Source organism: Duganella aceris, from assembly GCF_011090165.1.
Lineage (GTDB): Bacteria > Pseudomonadota > Gammaproteobacteria > Burkholderiales > Burkholderiaceae_D > Rugamonas > Rugamonas aceris.
In genome coordinates this window covers 486,165-497,876 of the sequence record NZ_JAADJT010000001.1, presented here as the reverse complement: position 1 = coordinate 497,876, position 11,712 = coordinate 486,165, and the positions used below count along the sequence as shown (strand labels likewise).

At 65.4% G+C, this 11,712-nt stretch carries 11 protein-coding genes; 6 read left to right on the top strand and 5 right to left on the bottom strand.

Annotated elements, in window-relative coordinates; genetic code table 11:
• Positions 1-136 precede the first annotated feature (136 nt).
• The 3 genes from nudC to GW587_RS02255 all read left to right on the top strand — a co-directional run bounded on the left by nudC (position 137) and on the right by GW587_RS02255 (position 2,906).
• A complete protein-coding gene (gene nudC, locus GW587_RS02265) occupies positions 137-955 on the top strand; it encodes an NAD(+) diphosphatase (protein ID WP_166098019.1) in 819 nt (272 codons plus the stop codon).
• 61 nt (positions 956-1,016) lie between these two features.
• A complete protein-coding gene (folE, locus tag GW587_RS02260) occupies positions 1,017-1,583 on the top strand; it encodes a GTP cyclohydrolase I FolE (protein WP_166098016.1) in 567 nt (188 codons plus the stop codon).
• Positions 1,584-1,586: 3 nt separating this feature from the next.
• On the top strand, positions 1,587-2,906 hold the full coding sequence (locus GW587_RS02255; protein WP_166098013.1) for a thioredoxin family protein: 1,320 nt from the start codon (positions 1,587-1,589) through the stop codon (positions 2,904-2,906).
• 54 nt (positions 2,907-2,960) lie between these two features.
• Here GW587_RS02255 and GW587_RS02250 read toward each other — a convergent pair whose 3' ends face one another.
• Entirely contained in the window at positions 2,961-4,643 is a 1,683-nt protein-coding gene (locus GW587_RS02250) for a M28 family peptidase (RefSeq protein WP_166098011.1), read from the bottom strand.
• A gap of 29 nt (positions 4,644-4,672) precedes the next feature.
• Complete coding sequence (locus GW587_RS02245) at positions 4,673-5,581, bottom strand: LysR family transcriptional regulator (protein ID WP_166098009.1); 909 nt, start codon at positions 5,579-5,581, stop codon at positions 4,673-4,675.
• A 102-nt stretch (positions 5,582-5,683) separates the two neighbouring features.
• Between GW587_RS02245 and GW587_RS02240 the strand changes: the two genes are divergently transcribed.
• The 3 genes from GW587_RS02240 (at position 5,684) to GW587_RS02230 (ending at position 8,905) form a co-directional block, all read left to right on the top strand.
• Positions 5,684-6,682 carry an aldo/keto reductase gene (locus tag GW587_RS02240; RefSeq protein ID WP_166099071.1) on the top strand — a complete coding sequence of 333 codons (999 nt, stop codon included), beginning with the start codon at positions 5,684-5,686 and terminating at the stop codon, positions 6,680-6,682.
• A 128-nt stretch (positions 6,683-6,810) separates the two neighbouring features.
• Entirely contained in the window at positions 6,811-7,110 is a 300-nt protein-coding gene (locus GW587_RS02235; protein WP_166098007.1) for a DUF4148 domain-containing protein, read from the top strand.
• A gap of 169 nt (positions 7,111-7,279) precedes the next feature.
• The gene (locus tag GW587_RS02230; RefSeq protein ID WP_166098005.1) at positions 7,280-8,905 is read left to right on the top strand and encodes a methyl-accepting chemotaxis protein; all 1,626 of its coding nucleotides are present in this window, start codon (positions 7,280-7,282) and stop codon (positions 8,903-8,905) included.
• A gap of 3 nt (positions 8,906-8,908) precedes the next feature.
• On the opposite strand, the gene GW587_RS02225 is transcribed toward GW587_RS02230, so the two are convergent.
• The 3 genes from GW587_RS02225 to GW587_RS02215 all read right to left on the bottom strand — a co-directional run bounded on the left by GW587_RS02225 (position 8,909) and on the right by GW587_RS02215 (position 11,683).
• On the bottom strand, positions 8,909-9,364 hold the full coding sequence (locus tag GW587_RS02225; protein ID WP_166098002.1) for a hypothetical protein: 456 nt from the start codon (positions 9,362-9,364) through the stop codon (positions 8,909-8,911).
• Positions 9,365-9,382: 18 nt separating this feature from the next.
• Complete coding sequence (locus GW587_RS02220) at positions 9,383-10,963, bottom strand: methyl-accepting chemotaxis protein (RefSeq protein WP_166098000.1); 1,581 nt, start codon at positions 10,961-10,963, stop codon at positions 9,383-9,385.
• Between the two features lie 108 nt (positions 10,964-11,071).
• On the bottom strand, positions 11,072-11,683 hold the full coding sequence (locus GW587_RS02215; RefSeq protein WP_166097997.1) for an OmpW/AlkL family protein: 612 nt from the start codon (positions 11,681-11,683) through the stop codon (positions 11,072-11,074).
• Between the last annotated feature and the right edge of the window lie 29 nt (positions 11,684-11,712).

Sequence of the window (11,712 nt, the reverse complement as noted above, 5' to 3'; positions counted from 1 at the left end):
AGCGATTAAAGGTATGAAAATGGTGTAAATCTTGGTCTGGAAACAATGGCTGGTCGCGCACCCGGTGCACCCGGCCGGCCGCCGCAAAACACGGTAAGATGCTGCAATCAGTCAACCCGCCCCCTCGCCGCCCGCCATGCTGCTCACGCCCGCCACCTTCGTTCCCCTGATCCTTCCCAGCGACGCCGCCGATCCGCTGACCTTTGTCTGTCATCGCGGAGGGTTGCTTTTACGCAACAGCGATCTGGGCTTGCCGCCGTCGGAGATGCTGGCCGCGCTGCGGGTGCCGCCCGAGCGCATCCACGCGCTGGGCACCTGGAACGATCGCTATTACCAGATGGCCTGGCTGGACGACGACGCGTCGCCCGACCCGGAATATGCGTACCACGGGCTGCGCTCGCTGTTCGGCGCGGTCGACGACGGCTTCCTCGGCCTGGCCGGGCGGGCGCTGCAGCTGGCGGAATGGGCGCGCACGCATCGCTTTTGCGGCGTTTGCGCGACGCCGATGCAGCAGCTGGCCGGCGAGCGCTGCTACAAATGCCCGCACTGCGGCCACAGCGCCTATCCACGGATTTCGCCGGCGATGATGGTGTTGATCCGCAAGGGCGACGCGGTGCTGCTGGCGCTGCACACCAATTCGCCGTACAAGCGCTACACGGCGCTGGCCGGTTTCGTCGAGGCCGGCGAGTCGATCGAGGAAGCGATCCACCGCGAGGTGCGGGAGGAGGTCGGGCTGCGGGTGCACAACCTGCGCTACTTCGGCAGCCAGTCGTGGCCGTTCCCGCACTCGCTGATGGTGGCCTACACCGCCGACTATCTGGACGGCGAGATCCGCATCGAGCCGAGCGAGATCGCCGAGGCGCGCTGGTTCGGGCCGGGCGACGAATGGCCGGACTTGCCGATCAAGGTGTCGATCGCGGCCCAGTTGGTGGACGCCCACCGCCCCAAGCCTTAGTCGATGGTGTCCGGCGGTTTTCTATATACTGTCGGCAATCGTAAAAAAAAGGTGTTTCATCATGTCTCAAGAAGAATTCTCGGAAAACGACTGGCGCCGCCTGATCGCCAGTTTCGGTGAAGATCCGAACCGTCCCGGCCTGGTGGAAACCCCGGCCCGCGTCACCAAAGCATGGAAGCACTGGACCTCGGGCTACGGCCAGGACCCGGTCGAACTGCTGAAGGCGTTTGAAGACGGCGCCGAGCAATACAACGAACTGATCGTGGTGCGCGGCATTCCGGTCTACAGCCACTGCGAGCACCACCTGGCGCCGTTCTTCGGCAAGGCCACGGTCGGCTACGTCCCGAACGGCAAGATCGTCGGCCTGTCCAAGCTGACCCGGCTGGTGGACTGCTTCTCCAAGCGGTTGCAAGTGCAGGAACGCATGACGATGCAGATCGCCAACGCGTTGATGGAAGTGCTGGAACCGAAAGCGGTCGGCGTGGTCGTCAAATGCCGCCACCTGTGCATGGAAAGCCGCGGCATCCGCACGCCGGGCGAAGAGACGGTGACCTCGGCGATGCTGGGCGAATTGCAGCCGAACCTGGCGATGCGCACCGAATTCCTGGCGCTGGCGCGCGAAAGCTGATTCATGGCGGCGATCGAATGGCTGGACGGCGGCCTCGACGCCGCTTTCGCATTGGCGCGGGCGCAGCAGCGGCCCTTGTTCCTGTATTGGGGCGCCGTCTGGTGCCCGCCGTGCAACCGGGTCAAGGCCGACCTCTTCGCGCGTGACGAATTCATCCGGCGCAGCCGTTCGGTGCTGTGCCACCACCTCGACGGCGACAGCGTCGGCGCGCAAGCGCTGGCGGCGCGCTACTGGCTGCGCAGCTACCCGACGCTGGTGCTGTACGCGCCGGACGGCGGCGAAATCACCCGCCTGCCGTGCGAGCTGGACGGGGAACTGTTCGACGCCGCCTTCGACGCCGCGCTGGCGGTGCACGCGGCCGGCTCCGACGCCGCCTCGGCGTTGCGGGCCGCGCTGTCCGGCGAGCGCGCGCCGAGCGCCGACGAGTGGTCGCTGCTGAGTCATTACTCGTGGGACACCGACGAAGGCAAGCTGCTGGACGGGCGCGAACTGGCGCCGACGCTGGCCGCGCTGGCCGACGCCGCGCTGGCGGGGGCCGGCGCCAATCCCGACGCCGCCGTGCGGCTGCGGCTGCACGCGCAACTGGCGGCGGGCAGCGCCGACGCCGCCTCGCTGCTGGCGGTGTTCGGCGACGCGCGGCTGGCGCGTTCGAACATGGACATCCTGAGCAACAGCGGCATCAACCTGATCAAGATCGCCAGCCGGCGCGAAGAACTGGTGGCCGCGTTGAGCGGCACCGCCGCGCAATGGGCCGACGACTTCTGGCTCAGCGCCCCGGACCGCCTGGCGGCGGTGCGCCTGCAAATGCGCCTGACGCGGCTGCTGGCGCCGACGCAGGGCTTGCAGGAACAGGTGCGGCAACGGGTGGAGGAGGCACTGGCCGAATCCAGCGATCCGTATGAGCGCCACACGCTGGTCAACACGGCGGTGAGCGCGCTGAACGACGCCGGCCTGGCCGCGCAAGCGGAGCAGGTGCTGCTGGCGGAATTGCCGCGCTCGCATTCGCCGTACTACTTCATGTTGAGTCTGGCGAGCAGCGCCAAGCGGCGCGGCGACACGGCGGGCGTGCTGGCGTGGTACGGCAAGGCCTGGGAAGCCGCGGTCGGCCCGGCGACGCGGCTGCAATGGGGCGTCACCTATGTGAGCAGCCTGATCGAGTTGGCGCCGCAGGACGCGGACCGCATCGAGCAAGCGATGCAGGCGCTGCAAACCGACATCGCCGCCGCCGGCCCCGACGCCCACCACCAGCGCAACCTGACGCAACTGCAAAAGCTGCACAAGCTAGGTGTCAGTGCCGACATTCGGACACGCTCTCAGCTATAACTGCCAAATACCGTTCAGCTTGTGTCCGAATGTCGGCACTGACACCTGCTGTTTTTAGCGGCGCTGGAATTCGGCGGCGGGATTCCATTTCGGCGCGTCCTTGGCTTGCGCGGCGTGGTAGCCGGCCTGGAACAGCAGGGCGATGTCTTCCACCGCGCCGCTGGTGTCCCATTTCGGCTGCACCACGTCGTTGACCGTGTGGTATTGGTGCGCGGTGTAATTCAACACTTTTTCCTTGCCGTAGGACGCCGGCTTGCCGATGTAGTTGGTGCTGCTGCGCAGGTAGATCACCGGCACCCCCGCCCGCGCGAATTCAAACTGGTCCCCTCGGTAGTAGCTGCCGTAGTCGACGTTGCTGTCCGGCCGCACCGCGCGCCCCTGCCGCGCCGCCACCGCCGCGACGATCTCGTCGGCGCTGGATTTGCCCATGCCGCTCAGCTCGACATCCCGGGTCCGCCCCCACAGGTTCAAGCCGTCGACGTTGATGTTGAGCACCGTCTTGGCCAGCGGGTACAGCGGGTTGCGCGCGTAGTATTGCGCGCCCAGCAGGCCGCGTTCCTCGGCCGTGGTCAGCACGAACAGGATGCTGCGCTTCGGCGCCGTCGGCAGCGCCTGGTAGGCCCTGGCGATCTGCAGCAGCGCGGCGACGCCGCTGGCGTTGTCCAGCGCGCCGTGGAAAATCTGCTGCGTGCGCGGCCCCGGCAGCGCTTCGTCGATGCCGAAGTGGTCCCAGTGCGCGCTGTAGACCACCACTTCATCCTTCAACTGCGGATCCGACCCGGCGATCTTGCCGACCACGTTGTGCGACGCCAGCTGGCGCACCGCGTTCGGCATCGCGACGTTGAGCTTCAGCCCCAGCGGCACCGGGTGGAAATCGCGCGACAGCGCCTGCTTCTTCAGCGTGTCGAAGTCGAAACCGCCGGCCTTGAACATGTCGCGCGCACGGTCCTGCTGCAACCAGCCCGGTACGGCCGGCAATTCCGGCCCCGGCGCGCTGCTGTCGATGGCGAAATTCTCGCGGCCCCAGCTGTTGACCACCACCTCGTACGGGTAACCGGCGGCCTTGGGTTCGTGCACGATCAGGGCGGCGGCGGCGCCCATCCTGGCCGCCATCTCGAACTTGTAGTTCCAGCGGCCGTACCAGCTCATGGCGTTGCCGCCGAACATGGCCGGGTCCAGCAGTTTCGGATGCTTGGGGTCGGGCACGGGCGGGTCGTTGATCAGCATGACCAGCGTCTTGCCCTTGAGGTCGGCGCCCTTGTAGTCGTCCCATTTGAACTCCGCCGCCTGCACGCCGTAGCCGACGAACACCAGTTCGGAATCGGCGATGTCGATTTTCTGTTCCGGGCGCGCGGTCCAGGCGACGTAGTCGTCGCCGAAGGTCAACGGTGTTGCCTGGCCATCCTTGGTGTAGCTCAGCGTCGGGTGGCTGGAGATGCCGACCAGCGGCACCGCCTGCAGATAGCCGCCGTCCGGGTTGCCCGCTTCCAGCCCCAGTTGCTTGAATTGCTGTTGCAGATAGTCGATGGTGACCGCTTCGCCGTGCGTGCCGGGCGCGCGGCCTTCAAATTCGTCCGAGGCCAGCGTGGCGATCTGCTCCAGCAGCGTGGCGCCGTCGATTTTTTTCGACGCCGCCTCCACGACCTGTGCCTGCGTCGGCGGTTTGGCGGCCTTCGGCGCGGCTTGGACATTGCTTACGCACAGGGCCAACAATGCGGTCGGCAGGATCAGTTTCATGGAAGATAAGTTTGTTAAGAAATATTAGCTTATTCTGACACAGTTTGTTGCTCAAGAACACTAGCAAGCCAGTCGACAAACACCTTTACCCGGGGCGACAGGTGACGATTGTGCGAATAAATGATGTTCAGAGGCAACGCCGCCGCCCGCCAGCGCGGCAGCACTTCGACCAGCGCGCCGCTCGCCAGCAGCGGCGCCAGCCCTTGGCGCGGCGCCTGGATCATCCCCAGTCCGGCAAGACAGCCCGCGATCAGCGCTTCGGTGCCGCTGACCGAGACCTGGCTGTGCATGGTCAGCGTGCGCTCGACGCCGTGCTCGTCAATGTATTCCCATTCCATGTCGCGCCCGCTCTGGCTGGAGAAAAAGTTCACCGCCGTATGCCGCCGCAGGTCGTCCAGCGTCAGCGGCGTGCCGTGCCGCGCCAGATAGGCGGGCGTGGCGACGTTGATCTGCTCCATCGCGGCGATGCGGCGCGCCACCAGCGTCGAGTCGCGCAGCGTGCCGCCGCGCACCGCGCAGTCGATGCCTTCGCCCACCAGGTCGGCGAAGCGGTCGTTGGAGCCGAGCCGCACCTGGATCTGCGGGTGGCGCGCGAAGAATTCCGGCAGCCGTGGAATTACGTACAGGTGCGCCAGCCGCTCCGGCAGGTCGACTCGCACCGCGCCGCTGAGCAGCCGGCCGTCGCCGATGAACAGGCCGTTGATGTCCTCCAGCTCGTTGAGCAGCGCGGTGCAGCGCTCGAGGTAGAGCGCGCCTTCGACCGTCAGGCTGACCTTGCGCGTGGTGCGCTGCAGCAGCCGCACCCCCAACTGCCGCTCGATCGCCTGCACCGCGTTGGTGACGCTGGGCTTGGGCAGGTCCAGCTGCTCGGCGGCCTGGGTGAAGCTCTTGCAGTCGGCCACCGTCTTGAAGATCTGCATCGACTTGAACTGGTCCATTGTTAGCTCTGTTCGAATAAAGTTATAGGAAATGCGGTATTTATTGCCGTGATCGATAACAGCATAATGGATTCATCGACGAACCACCACTGGAGAATCATGATGCAAACCCGCAAACTCGGCCGCACCCGCCCGCAAGTCGCTCAACTGGGCTTGGGCCTGATGGGCATGTCCGACCTGTACGGCCCGGCCGACCGCGCCGAAAGCCTGGCCACCATCCGCGCCGCCATGGACGCCGGTGTCACCCTGCTCGACACCGGCGACTTCTACGGCATGGGCCACAACGAACTGCTGCTGCGCGAGGCGCTGCTGGCCGGCGGCCGCGACCAGGTGCAGATCAGCGTCAAGTTCGGCGCCATGCGCGATCCGAACGGGCAGTGGCTGGGCATGGACGGGCGCCCGGCGGCGGTGAAGAACTTCGCCGCGTATTCGCTGAAGCGCTTGGGCGTCGAGCACATCGACCTGTACCGCCCGGCGCGGCTGGATCCGAACGTGCCGATCGAGGACACCGTCGGCGCCATCGCCGAGCTGATCAAGTCCGGCCACGTCAAGCACATCGGCCTGTCGGAGGTGGGCAGCGAGACCCTGCGCCGCGCCCACGCCGTGCATCCGATCGCCGACCTGCAGATCGAATATTCGATGATCTCGCGCGGCATCGAGAACGGCATCCTGCAGACCTGCCGCGAGCTGGGCATCGGCGTCACCGCCTACGGCGTGCTGTCGCGCGGCCTGATCAGCGGACACTGGAGCAAGCAGCGCGCCGGCGAGGCGGATTTCCGCGGCCTGGCCAGCCCGCGCTTCCAGGGCGAGAACCTGGACCACAACCTGGCGCTGGTGGAAAAGGTGCGCGCCATCGCGGCCGAGCTGGGCGTGTCGGTGGCGCAGGTGGCGATCGCCTGGGTGGCGGCGCAGGGCGAGGACATCGTGCCGCTGGTCGGCGCCCGCACCCGCGCCCGGCTGGAGGAGGCGCTGGGCGCCAATCAAGTGACGTTGTCGCCGGCCGACCTGGCCAGGTTGGAGGCGGCCGTCCCGGCCGATGCGGCGGCGGGCGATCGCTACAACGCCCATTCGTCGGCAACGCTGGACAGCGAAAAGCGCTGATGCGCCCATGAGGAAACTGATGCATCGGATAAACGGATGAATTAGCGCTGAAAATCGCGCTTTTTAATCCGCTTTGCAAATACTAAGATGACTCCATCGACGCAGCACAACTTTCAAGGAGCATCAAAATGAACGCTAAATCCATCATCGCATCGGTTCCCTTCCTGCTGGCTGCTGGTGCAGCCTTCGCCGCCCCTTCGGATGAAAACGAAGCCAGCTTCGACCAGGCCTTCCGCACCCAGGCCGCCGCCACCAGCTCGGTGACGCGCGAACAGGTGATCGCCGAGACCCTGGCCGCCCGCAAAGCCGGCCTGCTGGACACCAACGAAGCCTACACCGACATCGCCTATCTGGCGCCGCGTCCAAAAAGCGCGAACGTGAAGGCGCAAATGGCCGCCAAACCAGCCAAAGACAACAGCGCGCACTAATCAAGCAAAACGGTTCTGGCAAGCGGGCGTAGCGATGAAGATCGCCGCGCCCGTTTTCCTTTTTGACGTAGACAAATAACGACAGTCTGAAACTTGTTTAAGGCAGTTATTCACTTGCTATCGCAATAGGAGTATTCTTATTTCCACAAGACAATAGGAGACTGCCACCATGAACAAATTGTCGTTCCAGCAAAAACTCTGGGTGCCGTTGATTTGCAGCCTGGTCTGCATCACCGCGATTTTCCTGTTCGAGACCATCCAGGCCCGCAATGTACGGGTCGAAGAACGCCAGGGCGATCTGATCCACATCGACGACCTCGGCCTCAGCATCGTCAAGCAATTCGGCGACAAGGCCGCCGCCGGCACCCTCTCCAAGGAAGACGCGCAGAAACAGGCGATCGCCGTCATCAAGGGCCTGCGCTACGGCAAGGACGGCTACATCACCGTCACCAGCGGCACGCGCTCGCTGATGAATCCCTTCAAGTCGGAAAACGACGGCAAGGACATGGTCGATTTCAAGGATCCGAAAGGCGTCTACCTGTACCGCGACATCCAGGCGGCCGGCGCGTCGCCGGAAGGCGCCGGTTTCGTGCGCTACCACTGGGCGCGTCCGGGCGCGACCGAGCCGGTGCCGAAGATGAGCCGCGTGATCCATTACGCGCCGTGGAACTGGGATCTGGTCACCGGCGTCTACATGGACGACATCGACGCCGCCTTCCACGCCTCGCTGATGAAGTCGGCGGGGATGCTGGCCGGCGTCTGCGTGGTGCTGTGGCTGATTGTCAGCGTGGTCAACAAGAGCCTGCGCCACGCCATCGGCGGCGCGCCGGAATACGTCGGCGAGATCGCGCAGCAGATCGCCAGCGGCGACCTGAGCGCCGTCATCAAGACCCATGAGAGCGACAATGCCAGCATCCTGTACGGCATGAAGGCGATGCAGCAGCGCCTGGCCGACACCATCGGCGAAATCCGCCGCAGCGCCGACACCATCGCCACCGCGTCGAGCGAGATCGCGTCCGGCAATATGGACCTGTCGGCGCGTACCGAATCGCAGGCCAGCTCGCTGGAGGAAACGGCGGCCTCGATGGAGCAGTTGACCTCGACCGTGAACCAGAACAACGACAACGCGGTACAGGCCAACCAGCTGGTGCTGTCGGCGTCGGCGGTGGCGGAGAAGGGCGGCAAGGTGGTGTCGCAGGTGGTGCGGACGATGGACACCATCAACGCGTCGGCGACGCGCATCGTCGACATTATTTCGGTCATCGACGGCATCGCGTTCCAGACCAACATCCTCGCCCTGAACGCGGCAGTGGAGGCGGCGCGCGCCGGCGAGCAGGGACGCGGCTTCGCGGTGGTGGCGTCGGAGGTGCGCAACCTGGCGCAGCGTTCGGCCGGCGCGGCCAAGGAAATCAAGGAGTTGATCAACGCTTCGGTGGACAGCATCAGCACCGGCAGCGCGCTGGTGGCGGAGGCCGGCACCACGATGGATCAGGTGGTGGCCAGCGTGTCGCGCGTGACGCAGATCATGTCGGCGATCACCGAGGCTTCGCATGAGCAGAGCACCGGCATCGGCCACGTCAACATGGCGATCACGGAGATGGATTCGGTGACGCAGCAGAACGCCGCGCTGGTGGAGCAGGCCGCGGCGGCCGCCGGCAGCATGCAGGAACAGGCCGGGATGCTGGCCGAACTGGTGAGCCGCTTCAAGCTCAATGGCGACCAGCAGCAGGCGCCGATGCGGGCGGCGCGTCCGCAGGCGCGGCCGGCCGCGCGCCGCATGGCGCTGGCGCGCTAGCGATTACTGGGCGGGCGCCGGCGCCGGGGCCGCCGCAGGCTCGGTGGCCGGCGCCGGTTCCAGCACCGCCGCCTCGTACACCAGTTTGCCGCCGTCGACGCGGAACACGCCGACCAATTCGCCGCCGTCCCCTTTCACATCCTGATACATGGTGCAGGTCTGCGTTTCGACCTGCCACATCTCCTTGCCGGCGCGCAGGGTCCAGACATTGTCGCCGCCGGACAGCAGTTCGATCTCGACGTCGTCGGCCGGCATCTCGGTCAGCTCGATGCGGCGCAGGCAATCGGGCAGCCGCTGCATGATCAGCTCGATGCTGCTCGCGCTGCTCCAGAAATGCTTCTGCGCCCGATGGATGGTCAACGCGTGGTTGCCGTTGCCGCCGTCCGCATAGTACGACACGCTGTCGTCGACGCAGGCGGTCAGCAGCAGGGGCATCAGGACGATCAGGATCTTGCGCATGGGGCCTTCCAGTGGTTGCTATCGATTTCGTAACATTATAGCCGTGCCGGGCGCCGTTCCGGTTTTGAAGAAGCCCACCACCTCCGCCAGCGCCGCCGCCTGATCCTGCATGCTCTGCGACGCGGCGGCCGCCTGCTCGACCAGCGCGGCGTTCTGCTGCGTCACCTCGTCCATCTGCGTGATCGCCATGTTGATCTGTTCGATGCCCATGGTCTGCTCCTGGCTGGCGGAGGTGATCTCGCCCATGATGTCGGTCACGCGCTGGATGCTGTCGACGATGTCGCCCATGGTCTGTCCGGCCTCCGCGACCAGGCGCGAGCCGTCGTCGACGTTGGCCACCGAGGCGGTGATCAGTTCCTTGATTTCCCTGGCGGCGGCGGCCGAGCGCTGCGCCAGGTTGCGCACCTCGCTCGCCACCACGGCGAAGCCGCGACCCTGCTCGCCGGCGCGCGCCGCTTCAACGGCGGCGTTCAGCGCCAGGATATTGGTCTGGAACGCGATGCCGTCGATGACGGAAATGATGTCGACGATCTTGCGCGACGAGGTGTTGATACTGCCCATGGTGTCGACCACCTGCGAGACGATGGCGCCGCCCTTGGTCGCCACTTCCGACGCGCTGCGCGCCAGCGTGTTGGCCTGGCGCGCGTTGTCGGCGTTCTGCTTGACGGTGGAGGTCAGTTCCTCCATCGACGACGCGGTCTGTTCCAGCGAGCTGGCTTGCTCCTCGGTGCGCGAGGACAGGTCCAGGTTGCCGGCGGCGATTTCGTTCGACGCGGTGGCGATGGTGTCGGTCCCGAGCCGCACCTTGCCGACCACGTTGAGCAGGCTGTCGTTCATGCGCTTGAGGGCGTTGAGCAGGCGGCCGGTTTCGTCGCCGGAGGTGACCTCGATGCGCGCGGACAGGTCGCCGGAGGCCACCTGCTCGGCCACGTCCACCGCCTCGTTCAGCGGCACCGTGATCGAGCGGGTGATGAACCACGCCACGCCGCAGCCCAGCGCCACGGCCAGGATGCCCAGGCCCACCATCAGTGCTTGCGCGCCGCCCTGTTCCGCTTCGACCGCGTCGCCCGCCTGCTTGGCCTGCGCGGTTTCATACACCAGGATATCGTCCAGCGCCTTCAGCACGCCGACCAGGAACGGCGCCGCGACTTGCGTCAGGTGGCTGGTGGCGTCCTGCACCTCGCCCTCCTTGCGCAGTTCGATCACTTTGTTGTTCTTGTCCGCGCCTTCCTTCAGCAGCGCGTCCAGTTTGGCCATCATGGCCTTTTCCTTGTCGTCGGCGGAGAGGTCGATCAGGATCTTGCGGGCCGCGCCGTACTGCTTGCGGTATTCGGCGATCTTGCCGATTTCCGCGTTGACTTCGGCGGTGCTGGGCACGACCACGATATTGGTCAGCGACAGCGTGATGTTGCGGATGTTGTCGACCATGTGGTTGGCCGCCTCCATCTTGACGTTCTTGTCGTAGATGATGTCGTGGGTGCGCTTGCCGATGCGGCTCATCGAGCCGAGGCCGAGGATCATGGTGAGCACCAGCAGCGCCAGGACGATGGCGAAGCCGATACCCAGGCGGGTGCCGATTTTCAGTTGGGCGAGCGACATGGGGTAATCCTTATGAAAGACGGGCGTATCGAGGAACCTGATTGTTCCTTAATACGCCCGTACTTGCCACCGGAAAGCAAGAATTGTCGTCGTGCCGCAACGCCGGGCTTAGAAGCGGTAGCCGACGCCCAGTGCCAGCATCAGCGGATCGGGCTTGACCCGGCTGACCCGGGCGCCGCCGATGTACACGTCGCTGCGGATCCGCACCTTCTTCACATCCAGGTTGAGCGACCATTTTTTATCGATGGCGTAATCCAGACCGGCTTGCAGGGCGAGACCCACGCTGTCGTGCTCCAGGCTGGCGGCGCCGTCCAGCAGGTGCACCTTGGACATGGTGGTGTAGTTGACGCCCGCGCCGATGTAGGGTTTGAGCGGCGCGTCGAGCACGAAGTGATATTGCAGCAGCAGCGTCGGCGGCAGGTGCTTGAAGGTGCCGATGTCCTTGCCGTCCAGTTGGACGTGATGCTTTTGCGGATAGGTGGCGACCAGCTCCGCCGCCCAGTTGGGCGTGAAGAAGTAGGAAAGGTCGATTTCCGGGATGGTTTCGCTGCTGACGGTCAGGCGGTCCGCCGCGCCGGCGCCGCCGACCGGATCGGATTTTTTCGCCGTGTCCAGATACACCGCGCGCACACGCAGCAGCCATGGGGTTTCCTGTGCCGCCGCGCTGCCGGCGATCATGCCGATGGCTGCGAATATCAATGCGGATAAGGGCTTGTTCATTTCACTTCCTCTTTGTCGTCGTTGTGTAT

What these genes read in the sequence shown, in the direction of transcription:
- folE (WP_166098016.1), top strand. Translation starts at nt 1,017, where the DNA reads ATGTCTCAAGAAGAATTCTCGGAAAACGACTGGCGCCGCCTGATCGCC.
- GW587_RS02250 (WP_166098011.1), bottom strand. Translation starts at nt 4,643, where the DNA reads ATGAAACTGATCCTGCCGACCGCATTGTTGGCCCTGTGCGTAAGCAAT.
- GW587_RS02255 (WP_166098013.1), top strand. Translation starts at nt 1,587, where the DNA reads ATGGCGGCGATCGAATGGCTGGACGGCGGCCTCGACGCCGCTTTCGCA.
- GW587_RS02245 (WP_166098009.1), bottom strand. Translation starts at nt 5,581, where the DNA reads ATGGACCAGTTCAAGTCGATGCAGATCTTCAAGACGGTGGCCGACTGC.
- GW587_RS02240 (WP_166099071.1), top strand. Translation starts at nt 5,684, where the DNA reads ATGCAAACCCGCAAACTCGGCCGCACCCGCCCGCAAGTCGCTCAACTG.
- GW587_RS02235 (WP_166098007.1), top strand. Translation starts at nt 6,811, where the DNA reads ATGAACGCTAAATCCATCATCGCATCGGTTCCCTTCCTGCTGGCTGCT.
- GW587_RS02230 (WP_166098005.1), top strand. Translation starts at nt 7,280, where the DNA reads ATGAACAAATTGTCGTTCCAGCAAAAACTCTGGGTGCCGTTGATTTGC.
- GW587_RS02225 (WP_166098002.1), bottom strand. Translation starts at nt 9,364, where the DNA reads ATGCGCAAGATCCTGATCGTCCTGATGCCCCTGCTGCTGACCGCCTGC.
- GW587_RS02215 (WP_166097997.1), bottom strand. Translation starts at nt 11,683, where the DNA reads ATGAACAAGCCCTTATCCGCATTGATATTCGCAGCCATCGGCATGATC.
- GW587_RS02220 (WP_166098000.1), bottom strand. Translation starts at nt 10,963, where the DNA reads ATGTCGCTCGCCCAACTGAAAATCGGCACCCGCCTGGGTATCGGCTTC.
- nudC (WP_166098019.1), top strand. Translation starts at nt 137, where the DNA reads ATGCTGCTCACGCCCGCCACCTTCGTTCCCCTGATCCTTCCCAGCGAC.